The organism is Crocosphaera chwakensis CCY0110, from assembly GCF_000169335.1.
Classification (GTDB): domain Bacteria; phylum Cyanobacteriota; class Cyanobacteriia; order Cyanobacteriales; family Microcystaceae; genus Crocosphaera; species Crocosphaera chwakensis.
The window spans coordinates 1-16,967 of record NZ_AAXW01000031.1; the positions used below are offsets into that span (position 1 = coordinate 1).

Genomic DNA, 16,967 nt, shown 5'->3' on the forward strand with positions numbered 1-16,967 from the left:
CCAAAAATAGTTATTATCATCAGAAACTAATAAATAATAACTCCATCTAAATAATGATAATTGTTTCACAATAACTTCCTTTTAAAATAAAGAAGGTCATAGATGACCTTCTTTGTTAACCTAACTAATTCCCCAAAACTCTTCTGATTCTTTTATTGATTCTCTTTGATTAATAATTTGATTCCAAATTTTTAAACCACCGATCAAATTAATGTATTCTTGTTGGTCTTTAACTTCAAAATCTCTAATACATTCTTCATGGTTATCGTGATTTTGTATCCAGCATTCTCTCACCAGTTTTCTGATTTCAGTTGACAGTTCTAAAAAAGTTCCCTTTACTTTAATTTCAGTGTAATAACGAGGCTCAAAATCAGAATAAACAATCAAAAAATTGTATGTTTCTACGGGAGATTGAGTTTTTGATGAAAGAAGTTCAATGATTTTTTGAGAGTCTCTTTCATTGAAAGTTCTAATTTCTAGTAACATAATTTTACTTTCATAAATATCATTATAAATAATTGCGTCAGCAATAAAAAATGAAAGTAAAGTATAATTTCTCTGCTTTATAAGTATTTTAACCAGTTAATGGTGTAAAATAAAATGAAGTGGCTTTGATTATTAATATTTTATTAGTAAAATTGTTAGTGATTAGTGTTATGAAAAACTCAGAAGACTTTGATAACTCGTTAGATTTTGAAATTCTTGATGAAAAAAAATGGGTTGAATTAAATCAAGCTAAAATCGAAGCTAGAAAACAATTATGGTCTTTGCCTCCAACTGAAGCACAAGAACAAGTTAATAGTATTTTGTTTCCGAATTTGTGGGAAGTTGACAGAGAGGCATTATTGACCTGGAATGAGAGTATTCCAAAAATTTTTGAAGATGACGAAATTAACCTCTAAAAATAAGTTCTAAAATTAAAACATTTATCTTTGTAATAGAAAAATCAAACTAGAAACATTTTTTCTAGTTTGATAGTATCTTAATTATCTAACTAAAATTAGTTTCCGTAAAATTCTCGCCAGTCTTGAAAAGTTTGATGTTTTCTTTCATATCGTTTGCCATCAAGAATTAAGTGGTAATCTTCCCAGGTAGCTTCGGGTAAACTAGGATTGAATTTCCATCCGAGAGGCTTGAATTTTGGAACAGTCTGCCAATCAGGACGGAAACAAAATGGCTCATTAGGCTGAAAAGGACGCTTAATGAAAGGTGTTTTAAGTCCTAACCAATCCTTGAGTAAAGTATTCCCGTGGGCTAAAATACTAAGGTAATATCTTTCACTAATTTTCCCTTTTTGTAATAAGGCAAAGAGTCTCCCATCGTGGATAAAATTATGGCAAAAATGGCACAAAGCTACGGTTCCTGTATATTCAGTTCGTCCACTGTTAAAGCAGATAGAATAACATTCGTGGCTTTCTAACCACTTTCTAAACTTAGCTTGAGAGGGAGAAACCCCACAACTCCAACACGCATTAAATTTAGCCTTTGCTGTTGCTTTGGTTTGCTCCCACCACTTTCTAGAAAGTAATTCCCTTGGTGGCATTCCGTGAAGAGGTTTGGGAATATTTGGGTGCATTAACAAATAAGGGTATGGCATGATTATTTGACAATAACTTCATAAAAAAAAATAACCGTCAGGATAAGTTCTGACAGTTATTTTGAGCTAATTAAATTGTGAATGTAACTGCATAACAACCTCTTTCATTTGAGATAAGTCGAGTTCTAATTTTGGATATCTAGAACATCCGAGACAAGCAGTAAAGAATTTACAGTCTGTTTCTTGTGATAAAGTTTCAATGAAATGTTTATCAATATACCAACCTTCGTGTCCAGTTACACCATTAAGTAAAATCAAAGCATATCCGTGAGTTCTTTGTTCACAAATCCAGTGGACTTGGCGTTTTTTCACTTGACCATTAAAAGTTTCTACTGCATCAATAGAAGCATAATGCTTATCAATAAGATAGCAAAAACCTTGTTTGTTTTCTTCTTCTATTCTTAAGTTTTCTAAGTTTTTTATCAACTCTTTAAAGCTCATTTTTGATTTGACCTTAATTATCTTCAAAAAAAATAAGGGCGTAAGCCCTATATTGTGCGACAATTATGATGCTGGACGTGCCATTAATCTAGCCCAACTACGAATTTGTTCAATATTCTCGTAATCTCTATTAGCTTGAGGCGTGATTTCTCCTAGCACGGTTTCTATGTCTTTAAACCGTAGTTTTCTATCATCGGCATGAGCCAAAGTCACAGCTTCGGTTATAAGATAGGCTAATTCTGCACCAGTGAAATCTTCGGTTTTGTCTATCAACATTTGCACCTGTTCAACACTAAGATTAATGCCAAACTTTTTGAGGTGAATTGTCAAAATATCCTCTCTCTCAGAGGCATTGGGTAAATCAACAAAGAATATCTCATCAAATCTGCCTTTGCGTAAGAATTCTGGTGGTAGGCTATTAACCTTATTAGCAGTAGCAACCACAAATACAGGTTGTTTTTTCTCCTGCATCCAATTTAGAAAGGTTCCTAAAACCCCCTTGGATACTCCACCATCATGGGTACTAGAACCTGCATCAAAAGCTTTCTCGACCTCATCGATCCAGAGGCAAACAGGTGCGATCGCTTCTGCGGTTTTGAGAACTCTCCTTAAATTCTTCTCGGTTTCACCCAATAACGAATGGTACAAACTTCTGATATCGAGGTGCATTACAGGTACTCCCAATTCAGAGCCAATGTTCTTAGCGATCAAACTTTTCCCACAGCCGGGAACTCCGACTAACATGACCCCTTTAGGTTGAGGTAGTTTCTTATTAGGTGAAGCAAAGAGTTTCTTGCGTCGAGCTAACCAAGTTTTAAGGGTTCTCAGTCCCCCAACTTTCACATCGGGTTCATTGGATAATTCTACTCCTAATCGTTTTAGCTTAGCGAGCTTAAACTGGCTAACTTGTTGTACTAAAACATCATGGTTCAGGTTGGGATATTTCTTAAGAGTGAACCTCAGAGCATCATTAATTTCTGCGATCGTTAATCCCTGGCAACTTCTGATTAACTTTTCCCCAACATGAGGTTTAGTTATACCTTTAGGAAAGCGATTAAACAGTTGTTTCAAGAAAGCTTTGATCACCGCAGCACTGGGTAAGCCATAATCTAAAATATGAATCAAACCCTCAAACATTGGTAAGTTAATGTCTTCTTCTAATAAGAGAATCGTTTGAGGAGTGATTTTAAGTTTATGTGCCAGATTAAATAATCTAGCAACTACTAACGGATCTGCCTTTTGCCCTGTTAGAAATTGTTGAAAATTATGCAAGACATAAACAGCTTTATCTTGAGTGTCCTCGATTTGCTCTAAGACGTTCAGAGGATCATTGGTATTAGGCAGTGGCTTAAATTCTCGTTGCCCACATTTTCCTAAGCCTTTGTCATAAGTCCAGAAAAAGACTTGATAGCCCCCGTTAGGATAATTAGCAGTATAAGCGGTTAATTCTCTGGTAAAAGAACTAACGCTACTAGGACTGCAAGTAATTCCCAAAAGACTAAAATTAGCTGTAACAAAATGTTCTAATTCTGTAAAGATCATAATACAAAAATAAGAAAAAATATCATTCCCTGCTATTTCGCAAGAAATGATATTTATCCTTAAATTAAGTTAGAAACTTGCCCTCCTTTAAATTTACCTTTGATAATTTGATGGTATAATCTACCTATAGAACCAGTGGTAGTCGTTAATCTTCCCCATAGACTTAATGGTGCCTCAAAATAACGGTAAGTTCCACCACTTTTAAACTGAACATAGAGAATTGAATTTTCATGGTCATATCCGATAGCATCTATAGATGTACTCGCTTTACACGGTAAATGCTCTATTCTTTTAATAAGAATACCATCAATTAATTCCTCTTGTTCAGTCTCATTTTCTGAAAAACAATGACTAAGAATATCCAATTCACTACTAAACATTTTTTGTCCTCCATGATAAAATAAGTGTGAGAAAATCTCACACTGTATTGTTAATTTTTTTAAGTAAGCTTTAACCTTGAAGTAATCTCCTTAATAAATGACAATCTTGTTTAGGAGTCACTTTCTCAAGTAGTCCTGTTTGGTCTTTAGGGACATATATATCAAGAGATGGAGATTTATTATCAAATTTGACTATTTCTCCACATAAAACTCTAGGTTTAAGACTAACAAAAACAATCTCATCCTCATCAGTAGCAAAAGAAGAAAAAGTAATAGTTATCGGTCTTTCTTGTGGATCTATAGGGTTTTCTTCCCAATCATTATCATCCTCAAAGACGAGATAACTCAGATAATCTATTGGTGTTTTCGGTCTATTGTTTTCTAATTTCATTGTAGTTAGTTTATCCTTAGACAAAATCTCATTCTTGAAAATGGCGTAAGCCAAAAAAAAGCAGGGTTAGTTCCCTGCTTTTATCTTTAATGATTCAAATGTTGTTGTTGATGGATTTGAGAATTTTGTCGATATTCAGGTTTAAATTCTCGATTATCTACTCCCCCTAATGCTTCTTCAAGAGGCTTCGTTAAAGACAAACAATTACCTCCTGATGAACCCTTAACTTCAATCGTAAAGTTTCCATTAGCATCAACGTTAATTATAATTTCTGAATTCATTATCTTTTACCTCTTAATGTGATTTGAACCTGACCGTTAATTGTTTCTTGTTGTTTAACTCTGTAGCCCAATCTTTGAGCAGTAGCAACAGCATAATTAGTGCCTAACTCTTGTTTAAAATTAGGCAATTTAGACCGTCTTAAATCGTAATCATCACAAACTAATTTGTAGGTATTTTCCTCATAAAGAAAGCCAATATCACTACTACTATTAATTTGCGATCGCTCTACTACAAGATGAGCTACTCCTTGACTACTCCAAGTGGTGTTAAGTTGAACAGGTTGCTGATGCTCTGTTACTTTTAATCCCATATTTTTCAAGGATTGAAGCAAAACTTTACGGTTATTGTACTGAGTCTTAATTGTCGAAAAGTGCGACATAATTAACTCCTTAATTGAATTAATATCAATTAAGATTTTGTCGCCAGACAAAAAAGTTGCTTAAATTCTTTGATAGTGTTTGAATGAAAAGGCTAATTTTTTTTGATTTCTTCGATTAAATCGTCTAGTTCAGCTAAGGATAGGTAACAAGAAATTAAACCATTAGAAGTTATCCAAAATACTTCAATGTGAGTTGATAAATTATTTGATTCATACATTAGTCCTTGATTGAGCCACTCAGCGCTAAAGCGACTGAGATTCCTGAAGTAGTCGCCCGCTTGTCGCATCCCTAAAGGGGGCTATCTGGCGGTCGGTTTCAGACGTAATGGCGAGCTGCTCTAAGGGGACTATGACTTCACCTGACTTTTGGACGCGCCTACTCATCTCGCAGCTTTTATTAGCTTCCCATGCCACCATCAGGACTGGCTCCAGCCCCGGATACTCTGATTGAGCATCCCGCAAGGAAAGCGTATCGTCATAAACGTGACGACTCAAGAATGCAGAAAAGAGATCGCGCTGCATTTCAAATCCACTCTCATCTTTATGAATCCGTTCTGATAGAGACTTCTTTATCCTAGTCCCCGTTAAGTGGGTTTGTGAGAGTGCGGTTTTCTGAGTCGAAAATCTTGTTACTAAACCGCCAGCACTTTCAGCCTTGCGGGTTAGTTCGCTCATGAAAAAACTTGGGGATTTATCTTTTATGGCTTTACCATATCGTTTCTGCCATCCCTTGACAGAAACTTTTTCAGTTTTGATTTGTTTGCCATGGCGTAAGACTTCGTTGACTAGCCTACGATTCTGGGACTTGGCATAAGCTGTTCGTTTACGTTCTATTTCAGCTTTTTTCGCTCTGATTCTTTGGTAGGTTTTCGAGCGGTTCCAAGGTTTCGTTTTGGCTCCTTTTTTAACTTTTCCCTTTTTGGTAACAGTTTTTCTTCCTTTCTTCGCCTCAAAGTCCGGCTCGAACTTGTCAAGATTATTGGCTCTTTGGGAGCGCTGCATCTTCCGTTGCAAACGAGCTATCTCTTTTTGGTAGGTAGGAACATTCTCAGCAAAGGGGAGAAGTCCTGCATCTTCATCGCTCACATAAGCAACGTTGGAGATGTTGAGATCGATACCGATTGAACCTTCTGCTACCTTGTTCTTTTCTTTGACGAAAGGCACTCCTTCGCAAATCAGTTGGACATACCAGCAACGTTTGCCGTTAAGGATACGCCAAAGCAATCGAACAAATTTGACTCTACTAGAAAGCCCATGACAGATAACTTCATTGTAGATATCAATTATCGCTGGAACTTTTAGCTTACCCCAGACCACCTGATTATCTTTCCAACGAAGCCCTTGCTTATTGCTCTTGGCTTCTACCGACTTAAAACGTGATGGAACTTTGAATCTCAGTTTTTTAGCACCACCAAATACGGTTCGTTCTACTGCATTGAATGCCCTAGTTGCTAGTTTCTGCTGGCACTGAGCATCAATCTTTTCAGCTATCCAATCAGATGCTTTTGCTGTTTGGGTAGCGTAAGACTGAATGTCATAATCAGAATATAGCTCTTTTGCTTTGGCATCCTTGTAAAGCCGATTGCGTTTTGATTTATTTTTAGCAGATTTTGGGAGAGATTTTGCCTCCTGCCATTCTAACGACGCTCTTGCTCTTTGAAGCCTTTTTTTTGTTTCCCCCAAACAGGCATTATATAACTGACGAGCAGCTTGAAACCTCGCCAGTAACTCTCTTTCAGTAAGGGAGTCAACTACTAAAGGTAGTTCGGTAACAAAGGATGGGGTACTTGCTTTCATACGGTCATTATACTACTATTTGTCGATATAAACAAGATATCGACAAATAGAAATGAGTGAAAAACTAAAATTCAACAGAAGAAATCATACAGTAGGATTAGCTACCGTTCACTTGGTTTGGATACCAAAACGAAGAAGAAAGGTACTGATAGGAGATGTCAAAAAACGCCTTCTAGAGATATTCGCAGAGGTAGCCAAAGACAATAGTTTTGTTATCCGCTCTCAGGAGGTAGCCCCTGATCATGTTCACTTGCTGATTGAATACAGCAGTCGAGATTCTATTGCTCAAGTAGTGCAAGCATTCAAGGGTAGGTCGAGCAGACTTCTAAGAAAAGAGTTTCCTGAACTATTAAAACTACCATCTCTTTGGTCTCGTTCATATTTTTATGAAACTACAGGTAAGGTTAGTAGTGAGAAGATAAGAGCCTATATTGAAGATCCGCATCACTATTAATTTATCCACTCGAATGATAAATCATTCCAACTGCTTTTCCACTCAGAGCTAAAGCTACTGAGCTATCAAGCGCGTCCCCTGTATCTTTATCAATATTTAAGACTTATTCCCCTCTCATGGATAGGGTTATTGTTTGTTTTGCTTTTATGTTTTTCATAAAATCCTCTTGAATTAACCAGCTTTTTGTAAGCTTCACTATGAACTGTCCCCAAATACTGTACCATTTTTGTCTTTAGCTTCTTGTTCTGGGATTGCTCACCGTTTTTGTGACTTTTTACCCGAAAACCTTTAAGCAACCGATAATAAGTATATTTTACGCCGTTTTTGATGAGACTGGTAGCTGAAATCCAAGTGTGGGGTTCAGCCACCTTTCCAAGCGATCTCAGTTGAGCTATTCGGGCTTTAATAGCTAGTGGGTTCATCTTAAACAAACAAGTTAATGCAGATTATATTAAAGTATAATCTGCATTAACTCAAAAGTCAATGGTTAACCGTGACTATTCCTCCCACTTGTACCATTACCATTGGGACTGGTAGTTGCTAACACTCTCATCCCCGTTACTCCTGTGGTCAGTTCGGCTGCTTTGATGAATTGCTCAAGTCGTTTTCTGGTGAGTTGGTTCTCTGCCAATTTTCGAGTTAATGCAGACATTTTCTTGATCCTCCCTGAAATGTTAAATTGTTGTCTGATAAAGTCAATAATTTCTGGTGGTTTCTCTGAAATAATTACCTCAATTTGACTGGCAAATAATACTTGTGTATCATCATCGATATCGGGTAAATTTTCTACTAATACGGGTAAATCTTTTGCATCAGTTTCTGTTTCGTCTTCGTCTTCTTCTGCACCTTTAAGAAATCTGGCAGACTTTTGATATTCATTATAATTTTCTTTTACTTCCTGGCTCATTTCAACAACTTCTTGTGCCAAATCTTCTAATGCTTCGGCTGGATAAATTGAACAAAGATCCTTAAATAATTTTCGTCCTTGTTTGAGCCAATCTTCTACTTCTTTATTAGCAGTCTTTTGGGCTTGGCTAATCTGCTGTTGGACTCGAACTTGTCCTTGAATTTCGTTGAGTTGTCGCTGTAAAGAAGCAATTGCTTCTAAGGATTGTTCAACAGCTTCGGCTTGATTGTCAATAAATTTCTGTAAGCTAGACATGATTAATTATCTCCTAAATAGTGAGTTGACTAAACTATTTGAAACGTAGAGAATGAATAGTTTAGTTAATGTTTTCATTGAAAATAATTGCGTCAGCAATGAAAAAAAAGAGCCTTAATAGTAAGGCTCTTTTCGGCTTGATTAGTGAATTTTTGAGACTAACAAGACGATTTCTTAGGTCAACATAAAATGGTAATCTTTCCATTAGTTACTCCTTCAATTATTTTCTTGCTCTTTTAAGTATTTCATTAAAGGTAAAGGTTCAATGAACTTTCCTTGAGTTCTATCAAACTCTTTCTTACCTCTTTCTAAGCAATTTCTGATTTTTAACCAATCATCGGTGAGAGGAATAGTTTGAAATCTTGATTGTTCATCGCATAATTGATCAAAAAGTCTTACACTTTCTTCCAGGTGATCGAAGATCATTTCAGCCATTTTTCGTAAAGTTCTTGTCACTCTCACTTTGGTCGCTTTCCTAGAAGAATTCCAGTGAATACTGCGCCACACGCGATTAAACGCCTCTGTTAGATTAGCTGCTGTCTCTAGTTCTAACAATAAAGAATTAACTGTTTCATCATCTAATTGCAAATCTTTTAGATGTTTAGCAGCAACACTTAAACTTGCCCAAGCTAAAATCATTGTAATCGGTCTTTCTTTCATTTTACTAACCCTAATTAAGAGAAAATAATTCCCAATTAGAGTTACGCCAGTAACAAAAAATAAGGGAGAATTATCTCCCTTAAAACCAAAGTGTGAAGATTATTCTTCTATGGATTTAATGGCTTTATTGATTTTAGTTTTCGTGATGAGTTTAACCACAACATCCCAATCAACTTCTCCAATTAAAACCTCCCAAAGTTCAGACAAAGGCTGATCTTGCTCTAGGGTTTCATAACTTCCAATATAAAGCTTTTCTAGAAACCAATCTTGTGTTATTTCAGCCCATTCAGCTTTGGGTAAATCTTTTAATTGAACTGCTAAATCGTAAGGAACATCGGTAACTAATTCCTTAAAGAAATCGTTATATTGGCTCATGTTTTTCTCCTATTTTTTCTAACTTAAAATTCTTTGCTTTCTAATTCATCAAGAGTCAAAAATTCTGATTCAGGAAACCAAGTTAATTCATAACCGGTTTTGTTCTTAAATCCATAAATTCCAAATAAGAAATAAGGAGGACTTGTTAAGCCTTTGCTAGTACGAGAAGTCGGTTCGACTAATCGAATGGTTGAGATAGTATAAATTTCATACTCATCATGAAAATCAATACCATTTTCAGAGCAATAGTACCAATCATCAGCAATTACTACTTTTTGTCCTACAGCATATTTGGGTTCGGGGTATTCGTAGAAATCATCGGGAAAGGATGGTTGTACTTTTATGACAATTTCCTTTTTCTTCTGTTGAATTTCGATCAAATCTGAGCGATCTGGTTCTTCTCTGTATTCAGCATAAGGAATTCCTTGATGTTCTACGATTTGTATCAATTGTTGTGCCATAATTAAAAGTGAATGATGTTTGATAGAAAGGGTTAATTTAACCCTTTTTTCACTCTCAAAAATTGGCGTAGCCAAAAAAAGACCGAGAAATTAATCTCAGTTTTTAAAATTTTATTCAACAAAAAAATTAGTCTTTAATAATTCTAAATTTGTCTTCTTCAGGAATTAAGGCTAATCTTGATCCTGAATCCCAAAGGACGTGAATTTGCCCTGTATCATCTACAAAATCTACGATTCCCTCTGATCCAGGTTGAAGTTTTGTGTAGGGATCATTGGTAAATATTAACTTAATTCTAGTTTTGGGTTGATATTTTTGTTTAATTGTTTCGACGTTCATTAGATTTTGTGTCTTAGCTTTTTTATTTTAAAAGTTGGCGGAAGCCAAAAAAATTTAAAATCAATACTCACCGTTCGCTCATTTTTCCAAGTGAGGTTCGGTCAAACAGGGAAAAAAGTTTGTCCAGTCAGGGGTTGAGCGAAAAAAGTCACCCAATTTTAGCCAGAAGCAAAGTAGTCAGTAGTATAAATAGACTCCTCTACATTCATTAACCTTAAGATTTTTTGTTGTACGAGGTTGAGTCCAGAAATTTCTATTGAGTCATCTCTATGTATATACAAAGTGATGTTATTAAAAGCCCTTAACATCTTTTCAGCAGTGGGACGTTTAGTGGTGCGTTTAGGATTTCCTGAGTAGAGTCGAGCTAAACTAGACTGAGATTGATGTAATTGACGACGCACCACAAATTCCATCAAAGTAAAAACCCTGAGAGCGATCGTTAACAAAAACATTAATCCTTTAATTTTCTTCTCGTCTCGAAAATAAATCGGTAGAGCAGATAAACGACCTTTTTTAAAGCGATGAAAACCCATTTCTGGTTGCCATTGTTGTTTATAAGCTTGCACGGCTTCTGTCAAAGATAGTCTTTCTGATGTGGCATTCGTTACATATAAACGCCAACCTGCCACTGTCTTAAAAGACTCAATTTCAGTTGACAAACGTTGATAGTTTAAGATTAAATTTATCTGGCGAACTCGTCGATAGGATGAGTCTTCACTGCGACTTCCACGACCTTTATAGACCTTTTTATAGCTAATATTTCTATCTATTGAGTATTCAACATACTTAGTTAAACGATAACTTTTAACAATTTCTTGTATCTTCTGTTCTAATCTTTTCTCGTCTTTACCTGGTCTTTTTTGTAGGGATAATAAGGCTTCTTCTCCTTTAGCTAAACGACTTTCTAAACCCTTTATTTGACGAGATGCCAAGGCATTCGATTTAAGAACTAGCCATCTTTCTTCCCATTGATAACGTTTTTCAGTTTCAGGTTCAACCCAAATATTTCCTAATGGCACTTCAAAACCCTTACCGATTTCTAAATCCTCTGATTCCCCCTCATCTGCTTGGTGCGGATAATCTCCGAGGGAACCTCGGAGTTCCGCATCCGCTTTTTCGACTATTTTAATCACTTCTGTTGGGGGATTTTTCACCCAATCAGCTAATAATTTTGGACGAGGTTGAGTCATAGCTAAGGGAAAACAATAGATTCCCCCCTCTCCCTGAATTTTAGCTCGATTAGACCAAGTTGACGCTTTAGAATCTGCTAAATATAGGAATTCTCTATGACCCAAGATTTCTCTCATTTTTCTCCACGTTGGCAGATATTCTGACTCATCTCCCCCATTTCCGGCTAAAGTGGCTCCTAATAATGGCATTCCCAATGGGTCTAATGTTGCCAACATTTGGCGGTATTGTCTTAAATCAGGTCGTTTATCTTTACTATACCCAAATTTAATCAGCGATTCTTCTTCAACGTCTTCTGAGATTTGATGATATACCGAAAAACTGGTGGTGTCACTTCTCGCTTGAGATGTGGGTAATTCATAGGCTTTGACCAAATGTTGGGATAATGACATCTCCATCTGGGGAAGGGCTTCTGTTAGTCCAATAATTCTCAATAAGTCTCCACAACGGTCATCCGTTGCTTCTTTTTCTCGGATTTCCCATTCAGTTATTGCTTTTAAACTTCTTTGATGCTCTGATACCCATGTTTCTAGGCAACAAATTCTATGGTCTGCCTCACTCACAATATAGGTTAATAATAACACCGCTAGTTGCCCGTAACTTAATCCTTTGCGATTGCCATGAGGGGCGGCTAGCTGATTATCTATGATTGACGCAATCTTCATTTGTTTTAGCCAATAAATAATTAAGGGGAGATCATCTATTCGTTCCGAATGTGTTTGTGCCGTAATTAATCGACTCCTTGTTGCCCAACACTTGACTCTACAAGGATTTTACCCCTTTTTCCCCACCTCACCCCTTCGATTTAAGCGAACGGTGAGTCAATAGATTGATTGTTTACTTTATAAATTTATGATATACTATTACTATAAGTAATATGTGTTTTAGGAGGCTAATTGCTGATAAATAGCAATTGGTTTTTCCTTTTTATTATTAGGATTATTATCTATTTATATAATAAAATTAAGACTCAGAATCAGGTGGATTAAGCCAATCTATATCAAAAGTTTGTAAAAGCTGTTTTTTCAAAGATTCAGGACTTTGTTCTGCTAGAAAATTAGGGTATTTATAGGGTGAAAATGTCAATACTTGTTTTTCTTCTGGAGTAAAAGAATCTGCTAAAATTTTTCCATCTCCTTCGATAAACCCAGTTTGTTCTAAAGAAGTCAATTGGTTTTGTTGATTTATTTTTCTTATAGCTTTTTCAAACTTTTTAAAATTACCTTTAATAAAACTCTCGTCATTATTGTTGTTAAAACTCTTAGCAATTTGTTCAGCAATATGCTTATTTTTCTGATTGTTCATTTTTGTTCTCCTTATTGTTTTTTATTGGCTTTTCTACTTTTTTTACTGACGGTTTCTCGGATTTATTCTCAGTCTCTTTCTCATTCGTTTTCCTAGAAATATCGTTGTTTTTGACTGGTTTCTTATACCAAGGAATCTCCTTTGTTGGTGGTTCCAAATCTTCTGAAAACCCAAAAGAATCCCTCGAAGGAATGAACTTAAACAATCCCTGAATAAACCACCGAGGGGGTAACTCTTCTTTGGCTATTTTAGGGTTAAACCGGAAGGGTGCAGATTCGTCGTCCCGTCTCATCAACACAGGAATATGGGCTGCTTTAAATTTTCCCTTGGGATCTTCTGCACCTTTGTTGCGGTAGATTGATATCACGGGTGTTCGTACCTGGGGAACAAATTGCCAGATACCTTTGAGCCTAAACTGTCCGGGTTCTTCATTCCAAGGGTTTTCCTCTTCCCATGCTGCCACCTGAAAGTAAATTTTGGGGGGTTTCCTCGGAATCATTAAACATTTGGGATACACACGAAAGAATAGGGTTTGATCGGGGTTAGCCTCTACTTGTTTCAACCAAGCTTTATAGCGATATCCTTGAAAGTAGAGGTCGTAACGCTTGCCACCTAACCGAATAAAAAAGTTACCCTCATCGTCTTTCTGTAGTTTTCCCTGGAGAGTCCCAATCCCTTGAAATATGGGTTTTTCTGTTGTAGCTTCATCTGTTGAGGCTTCTGTGGCTTCTGTGTTATTTTCTGGTTCTGAGGTGGTTGGGTTATCTCCATTACCCTCAACAGTTGTCGGGGCTGTTTCTTCTGGGGGTCGAGTTAAAGATTTCTGTTTCTGCTTTGGTGCGACGGTTGGATTATCTTCTATAGTTTCCTCTGTCGCTACTGATACTGTTGTTTGATCAGGGCTGGTGGGTTTCTTTTTAAGGCTACGGATTTGGGGTTTGGGGGACATTTCTTAATACTAATTAAGACTTACTTTTTAATTGATTCTTGATATTATGTAGGAATTAATTTATTAACAGTAAACAAAGTTAAGTTTATTGGGTATAACCATTTTAACTCAAAATTTAATAATAATCAATATCGAGTCAAGTTACCATAATAACTAACTAAAAAATTAGTTTAGAACTTTAAAAAATAATTCATTAAACTTACAAAAATACGAATAAATATACTATAATTAGATAAAAAGTATTTAGGTCAGCTATCATTATTTTAGGAATAAAGGCAGAGAAAAAAATGGAAGAAGTTTTATTATTTTCCTCAAAGAAAATAGCATTAGACGTTGCCTATCAATTACAATCAACTTGAGACGGTTGTAATGCTGTTATTTTTCAAAGAACTCTATTATTTAGATAAACAGATCAATTAGAAAACTAATTAAGAATCCGAACATTCCCAAGAAGATAGTTATTAATTGTAAGTTAGTTTTAAAATTGGGAATAAAGTAGGACAAATCTCTAAATTCAGGATCTTTGTAACAGGATTCTAGTTGCTCAAATTTTTCCTTTAAAAAATACTTCATAAAGTTTCTGGTTCCTAAGAATATAGCATAGCCTCCGTATATCAAATAGACTATATCCAACACTTTACTTAAAAAATCGAGCAAACTGAAGAAAATAAAGCAGTATATAAAAACCAATTTAATCCTGTCTTTTTTCTAAATCTAATAGCCGTGATAACTGAATCAAAGCTATAGCGAAGATAAATTTTTATTATTTTTAAGTTTTGATTATTCATTAGTTATTAAAGATAGAAAAAACTTTAATAATAGCAATTTTAGCAAACATTGCTAACTCCAGTAAAACCAAACTTCAAGGTCGTCCGGAAGTTCGTTCAGGTAAGCTAAAAAAGCTTTATTTCTCCAGGGCAAATTAGTCGATGAAACTTTATCTAAAGCCTGTTTCAGTTGTCGTGCCTGAACTCCCTTGATAGGATTTCCGTAAGGGTCTTCGGTAATAGAACCATACCCGTCTTCTGCTAAATAACAATCAATTTCTTTGATAGGTCTTCCAACTGTCTCAACCAAAGATTTAATTACCTCGAAAAGTTCGGGTTCAAAAGATAATCTAATTACATCGTGAGAAAAGTTACGACCTTGTAGATATTGGGGGAGTATCGCTAATTCTAATGACATTTTGGGTTTGAGTAATTGTTAGTATTAGTGATTTCTAATTATACAATTAATGATAGACGAAAAGAGAGTTTGCTTGTCCGACTTTCTCTTAATTTCTTCATCTAACAAAGATTCTATTTCTGAAGTTGTACGACCAAGAAGTAAATGAACAGGAAACCTCTCATCAGGAGGCGTATTATTGTAAATCTCAACTAAACTAATAGCATCACCTAAATCATCTTGAAACCTTGGACTTCCATCTTCTTTGGTTAACCAAATAACTCTACCTTGTTGATCAGCTAAGTTAATTAACTCAAAAAACTCAACGCATTTCTTAGCTGCTTCTTTGGATAAATCCGAAAGAGAAATCCTATCAGGATTGTAAACCGTTTCAGGCGTTGGATTTTCAAATAGTAGACTATAACCAGGGTATTTTCCATCATTGTTAAATACTCTACTTCTTCTACAGCTAAATATGAATGTATCAGAAGGATTATTTTCTATTAGCCCCTTTTTATAAGCTAAAATAGTCATTTTAAGAGAAAAGTATTTCATAGTAAATCCTCAAGAGTTTGTCTAGCCCAAGAAGGGGTAACATCAATTTCCAAACTATTATCTCGTTGCCATTGAAGTTGGTTTTTAGTCCAATATTGGAGTATTTTAACAGGAATAGAATTCATAGTAGCTCCTGCAGGACAGCAATCAATATTAGGAGGGGCGAAAGCTTGGATAACTTATAACCTTGTTAAATAATGCTCAAATACAAAACTCCATTTTGTAGTAATCATCGTTTTATAAAAAATATGTTTTTTATTATTAACTAATTCATGAGCCATTAAAAAACAAGGACTTTCGTTTTTATTTTTTCCTAAATATTCTTCTAAACGTAAAGCGGTTATTAAGTCTAAGTTAGCTGATATCAATAAGTCTTTATGTTCTATTAAAATTTGTGTAACAGAATCATTTTGTAGGGATTTAAAGGTAGGAACCCCCATAACCGTGAAAACACTTCTTAAACGAGCAAGACCATACCATTGCCATATTTGTCTTTCATTTAAACTCGTACCATCAGGACAAATAATCGATGTTTTTTCGGGAAACTTCTCTAAACTCTCACTAACTTTGAAAAACTCTTCAGAAGATTCTATAAAAGTTAAATTCGGCGGTAACTTTTCTCTTTTAATCTTGTTGTTCAGATCAATAATATAAACTGTAAAGTTTTGCTGGCTGAGATTATCAACGACTTGATTAATTATTGATAGTTCACAAAAGTCTTGTCCCACTAATAATAAACCTTGATTTTTTGTTGGGATAATTAAACTCTGTTTTTTAATAGTAAGGTTTAGAAAAAAATAGCCTTTGGTAGAATAGTCTTGTAATCTTTTTTTTAGATATTGCTGGTATCGGTTGAACTTCAAGGTTCTTATCCACCAACGATAAGATTCTTTAATTTTGTCTGTCCAACTTACAGGGACAACTAAATATTTTATTTTCCAAAAGTGAGCCACTCTCAATACAGGTAATAATTCTGACCAATCACCGAAAATGGTATTTCCAGCTATTTTTTTAGCTTTAAGGTCTTTAAGATTAAATTCTAATCTCTCAATAGTTTTTTCGTCTTCAAAAATGACTTTTATTAAATTCGATTTCATTAAATATTTTTCTTGAAATTTCAAATAATAATTTTTGTTTAATTATATTATAATATAACTAAACAATTTTGTGTCAAGCAAATGCTAAAAATCAAACAGGTTTTAAATATAAAATCTTTTACTTTGCAAAGACCTTGATAATTAACGTCTTCTTCTTCGCTGATATATGCAAAGGACGGGTCTTCTTTTATTTCTGTTTCAGTTACAAGATAAGGAATAAATATTTTCATGATGAAGTTAAAAATTACTTTTTATATATTAGCAGATAATTAATAGATTTTAATCTTAATTTTTATTAATTTCTTGTTCTAATATATTAGTAACTTGTTCTTTTTTTTGAGTTAAAATAGTCATTTCTTGTTCATAAGCTTGAATTTTACGATTAAGTTGATTAATTGTATAAAGATGAATTTTGGTAAGGAAATAGGTCAATATTTTAAACATAATTGAA

General features: G+C 34.9%; 25 protein-coding genes. 2 read left to right on the forward strand and 23 right to left on the reverse strand.

Translation table 11 applies throughout. The features are described from left to right. Positions 1-120: 120 nt before the first annotated feature. Positions 121-486 (reverse strand): hypothetical protein, encoded by a 366-nt coding sequence (locus tag CY0110_RS17305; RefSeq protein WP_008276801.1) that lies wholly within the window; start codon positions 484-486, stop codon positions 121-123. 170 nt (positions 487-656) lie between these two features. Here CY0110_RS17305 and CY0110_RS17310 point away from each other — a divergent pair, with 170 nt between their 5' ends. Beyond that, entirely contained in the window at positions 657-902 is a 246-nt protein-coding gene (locus CY0110_RS17310; protein ID WP_157464598.1) for a hypothetical protein, read from the forward strand. 98 nt (positions 903-1,000) lie between these two features. On the opposite strand, the gene CY0110_RS17315 is transcribed toward CY0110_RS17310, so the two are convergent. From CY0110_RS17315 to CY0110_RS17350, 8 genes are all read right to left on the reverse strand, one after another. After that, entirely contained in the window at positions 1,001-1,597 is a 597-nt protein-coding gene (locus CY0110_RS17315; RefSeq protein WP_157464599.1) for a hypothetical protein, read from the reverse strand. A gap of 66 nt (positions 1,598-1,663) precedes the next feature. Further along, positions 1,664-2,038, reverse strand: a complete 375-nt coding sequence (locus CY0110_RS17320) for a hypothetical protein (RefSeq protein WP_008276804.1) — start codon at positions 2,036-2,038, stop codon at positions 1,664-1,666. 63 nt (positions 2,039-2,101) lie between these two features. Beyond that, the gene (locus CY0110_RS17325) at positions 2,102-3,580 is read right to left on the reverse strand and encodes an AAA family ATPase (protein WP_008276805.1); all 1,479 of its coding nucleotides are present in this window, start codon (positions 3,578-3,580) and stop codon (positions 2,102-2,104) included. A 59-nt stretch (positions 3,581-3,639) separates the two neighbouring features. Continuing rightward, a complete protein-coding gene (locus CY0110_RS17330) occupies positions 3,640-3,960 on the reverse strand; it encodes a KTSC domain-containing protein (RefSeq protein WP_008276806.1) in 321 nt (106 codons plus the stop codon). A gap of 70 nt (positions 3,961-4,030) precedes the next feature. Further along, the gene (locus tag CY0110_RS17335) at positions 4,031-4,351 is read right to left on the reverse strand and encodes a hypothetical protein (protein ID WP_157464600.1); all 321 of its coding nucleotides are present in this window, start codon (positions 4,349-4,351) and stop codon (positions 4,031-4,033) included. 86 nt (positions 4,352-4,437) lie between these two features. After that, positions 4,438-4,632, reverse strand: a complete 195-nt coding sequence (locus tag CY0110_RS17340; RefSeq protein WP_008276808.1) for a DUF2997 domain-containing protein — start codon at positions 4,630-4,632, stop codon at positions 4,438-4,440. After that, positions 4,632-5,012: a DUF1257 domain-containing protein gene (locus CY0110_RS17345; protein WP_232285747.1), complete on the reverse strand. Its 381-nt coding sequence runs from the start codon at positions 5,010-5,012 to the stop codon at positions 4,632-4,634. Before CY0110_RS17345 ends, CY0110_RS17340 begins: the two co-directional genes overlap by 1 nt. Before the next feature lie 243 nt (positions 5,013-5,255). After that, positions 5,256-6,809, reverse strand: a complete 1,554-nt coding sequence (locus CY0110_RS17350) for an RNA-guided endonuclease TnpB family protein (RefSeq protein ID WP_008276811.1) — start codon at positions 6,807-6,809, stop codon at positions 5,256-5,258. Between the two features lie 52 nt (positions 6,810-6,861). Between CY0110_RS17350 and tnpA the strand changes: the two genes are divergently transcribed. Then, a complete protein-coding gene (tnpA, locus tag CY0110_RS17355; RefSeq protein ID WP_008276812.1) occupies positions 6,862-7,263 on the forward strand; it encodes an IS200/IS605 family transposase in 402 nt (133 codons plus the stop codon). A gap of 89 nt (positions 7,264-7,352) precedes the next feature. On the opposite strand, the gene CY0110_RS17360 is transcribed toward tnpA, so the two are convergent. The 14 genes from CY0110_RS17360 to CY0110_RS30005 form a co-directional block, all read right to left on the reverse strand. Further along, entirely contained in the window at positions 7,353-7,685 is a 333-nt protein-coding gene (locus CY0110_RS17360) for a hypothetical protein (protein ID WP_008276813.1), read from the reverse strand. A gap of 65 nt (positions 7,686-7,750) precedes the next feature. Beyond that, entirely contained in the window at positions 7,751-8,425 is a 675-nt protein-coding gene (locus CY0110_RS17365) for a hypothetical protein (protein WP_008276814.1), read from the reverse strand. Between the two features lie 216 nt (positions 8,426-8,641). After that, positions 8,642-9,085, reverse strand: a complete 444-nt coding sequence (locus tag CY0110_RS17370) for a hypothetical protein (RefSeq protein ID WP_008276815.1) — start codon at positions 9,083-9,085, stop codon at positions 8,642-8,644. Positions 9,086-9,184: 99 nt separating this feature from the next. Continuing rightward, entirely contained in the window at positions 9,185-9,460 is a 276-nt protein-coding gene (locus CY0110_RS17375) for a hypothetical protein (RefSeq protein ID WP_008276816.1), read from the reverse strand. 23 nt (positions 9,461-9,483) lie between these two features. After that, positions 9,484-9,921, reverse strand: coding sequence for a hypothetical protein (locus CY0110_RS17380; RefSeq protein WP_008276817.1), 438 nt, complete (start codon positions 9,919-9,921; stop codon positions 9,484-9,486). 127 nt (positions 9,922-10,048) lie between these two features. Further along, positions 10,049-10,258 carry a DUF4314 domain-containing protein gene (locus CY0110_RS17385; RefSeq protein WP_008276818.1) on the reverse strand — a complete coding sequence of 70 codons (210 nt, stop codon included), beginning with the start codon at positions 10,256-10,258 and terminating at the stop codon, positions 10,049-10,051. Between the two features lie 158 nt (positions 10,259-10,416). Next, positions 10,417-12,177: an IS1634 family transposase gene (locus CY0110_RS17390; protein ID WP_456297540.1), complete on the reverse strand. Its 1,761-nt coding sequence runs from the start codon at positions 12,175-12,177 to the stop codon at positions 10,417-10,419. A gap of 232 nt (positions 12,178-12,409) precedes the next feature. After that, a complete protein-coding gene (locus tag CY0110_RS17395) occupies positions 12,410-12,751 on the reverse strand; it encodes a hypothetical protein (protein WP_008276820.1) in 342 nt (113 codons plus the stop codon). Next, the gene (locus CY0110_RS17400) at positions 12,732-13,700 is read right to left on the reverse strand and encodes a hypothetical protein (RefSeq protein ID WP_008276821.1); all 969 of its coding nucleotides are present in this window, start codon (positions 13,698-13,700) and stop codon (positions 12,732-12,734) included. Before CY0110_RS17400 ends, CY0110_RS17395 begins: the two co-directional genes overlap by 20 nt. A gap of 840 nt (positions 13,701-14,540) precedes the next feature. Further along, positions 14,541-14,885, reverse strand: a complete 345-nt coding sequence (locus tag CY0110_RS17405; protein WP_008276822.1) for a hypothetical protein — start codon at positions 14,883-14,885, stop codon at positions 14,541-14,543. 24 nt (positions 14,886-14,909) lie between these two features. Then, positions 14,910-15,419: a hypothetical protein gene (locus CY0110_RS17410; RefSeq protein ID WP_008276823.1), complete on the reverse strand. Its 510-nt coding sequence runs from the start codon at positions 15,417-15,419 to the stop codon at positions 14,910-14,912. Continuing rightward, positions 15,416-15,544: a hypothetical protein gene (locus CY0110_RS31430; RefSeq protein ID WP_008276824.1), complete on the reverse strand. Its 129-nt coding sequence runs from the start codon at positions 15,542-15,544 to the stop codon at positions 15,416-15,418. Before CY0110_RS31430 ends, CY0110_RS17410 begins: the two co-directional genes overlap by 4 nt. A 54-nt stretch (positions 15,545-15,598) precedes the next feature. Next, positions 15,599-16,516: a hypothetical protein gene (locus CY0110_RS17415; protein WP_008276825.1), complete on the reverse strand. Its 918-nt coding sequence runs from the start codon at positions 16,514-16,516 to the stop codon at positions 15,599-15,601. 285 nt (positions 16,517-16,801) lie between these two features. Continuing rightward, positions 16,802-16,960, reverse strand: a complete 159-nt coding sequence (locus tag CY0110_RS30005) for a hypothetical protein (RefSeq protein WP_008276826.1) — start codon at positions 16,958-16,960, stop codon at positions 16,802-16,804. Between the last annotated feature and the right edge of the window lie 7 nt (positions 16,961-16,967).

What these genes read in the sequence shown, in the direction of transcription:
- CY0110_RS17360 (WP_008276813.1), bottom strand. Translation starts at nt 7,685, where the DNA reads ATGAACCCACTAGCTATTAAAGCCCGAATAGCTCAACTGAGATCGCTT.
- CY0110_RS17385 (WP_008276818.1), bottom strand. Translation starts at nt 10,258, where the DNA reads ATGAACGTCGAAACAATTAAACAAAAATATCAACCCAAAACTAGAATT.
- CY0110_RS17310 (WP_157464598.1), top strand. Translation starts at nt 657, where the DNA reads ATGAAAAACTCAGAAGACTTTGATAACTCGTTAGATTTTGAAATTCTT.
- CY0110_RS17335 (WP_157464600.1), bottom strand. Translation starts at nt 4,351, where the DNA reads ATGAAATTAGAAAACAATAGACCGAAAACACCAATAGATTATCTGAGT.
- CY0110_RS30005 (WP_008276826.1), bottom strand. Translation starts at nt 16,960, where the DNA reads ATGTTTAAAATATTGACCTATTTCCTTACCAAAATTCATCTTTATACA.
- CY0110_RS17380 (WP_008276817.1), bottom strand. Translation starts at nt 9,921, where the DNA reads ATGGCACAACAATTGATACAAATCGTAGAACATCAAGGAATTCCTTAT.
- CY0110_RS17330 (WP_008276806.1), bottom strand. Translation starts at nt 3,960, where the DNA reads ATGTTTAGTAGTGAATTGGATATTCTTAGTCATTGTTTTTCAGAAAAT.
- CY0110_RS17375 (WP_008276816.1), bottom strand. Translation starts at nt 9,460, where the DNA reads ATGAGCCAATATAACGATTTCTTTAAGGAATTAGTTACCGATGTTCCT.
- CY0110_RS17395 (WP_008276820.1), bottom strand. Translation starts at nt 12,751, where the DNA reads ATGAACAATCAGAAAAATAAGCATATTGCTGAACAAATTGCTAAGAGT.
- CY0110_RS17365 (WP_008276814.1), bottom strand. Translation starts at nt 8,425, where the DNA reads ATGTCTAGCTTACAGAAATTTATTGACAATCAAGCCGAAGCTGTTGAA.
- tnpA (WP_008276812.1), top strand. Translation starts at nt 6,862, where the DNA reads ATGAGTGAAAAACTAAAATTCAACAGAAGAAATCATACAGTAGGATTA.
- CY0110_RS17350 (WP_008276811.1), bottom strand. Translation starts at nt 6,809, where the DNA reads ATGAAAGCAAGTACCCCATCCTTTGTTACCGAACTACCTTTAGTAGTT.
- CY0110_RS17405 (WP_008276822.1), bottom strand. Translation starts at nt 14,885, where the DNA reads ATGTCATTAGAATTAGCGATACTCCCCCAATATCTACAAGGTCGTAAC.
- CY0110_RS17400 (WP_008276821.1), bottom strand. Translation starts at nt 13,700, where the DNA reads ATGTCCCCCAAACCCCAAATCCGTAGCCTTAAAAAGAAACCCACCAGC.
- CY0110_RS17345 (WP_232285747.1), bottom strand. Translation starts at nt 5,012, where the DNA reads ATGTCGCACTTTTCGACAATTAAGACTCAGTACAATAACCGTAAAGTT.
- CY0110_RS17410 (WP_008276823.1), bottom strand. Translation starts at nt 15,419, where the DNA reads ATGAAATACTTTTCTCTTAAAATGACTATTTTAGCTTATAAAAAGGGG.
- CY0110_RS17320 (WP_008276804.1), bottom strand. Translation starts at nt 2,038, where the DNA reads ATGAGCTTTAAAGAGTTGATAAAAAACTTAGAAAACTTAAGAATAGAA.
- CY0110_RS31430 (WP_008276824.1), bottom strand. Translation starts at nt 15,544, where the DNA reads ATGAATTCTATTCCTGTTAAAATACTCCAATATTGGACTAAAAACCAA.
- CY0110_RS17325 (WP_008276805.1), bottom strand. Translation starts at nt 3,580, where the DNA reads ATGATCTTTACAGAATTAGAACATTTTGTTACAGCTAATTTTAGTCTT.
- CY0110_RS17415 (WP_008276825.1), bottom strand. Translation starts at nt 16,516, where the DNA reads ATGAAATCGAATTTAATAAAAGTCATTTTTGAAGACGAAAAAACTATT.
- CY0110_RS17315 (WP_157464599.1), bottom strand. Translation starts at nt 1,597, where the DNA reads ATGCCATACCCTTATTTGTTAATGCACCCAAATATTCCCAAACCTCTT.
- CY0110_RS17305 (WP_008276801.1), bottom strand. Translation starts at nt 486, where the DNA reads ATGTTACTAGAAATTAGAACTTTCAATGAAAGAGACTCTCAAAAAATC.
- CY0110_RS17340 (WP_008276808.1), bottom strand. Translation starts at nt 4,632, where the DNA reads ATGAATTCAGAAATTATAATTAACGTTGATGCTAATGGAAACTTTACG.
- CY0110_RS17370 (WP_008276815.1), bottom strand. Translation starts at nt 9,085, where the DNA reads ATGAAAGAAAGACCGATTACAATGATTTTAGCTTGGGCAAGTTTAAGT.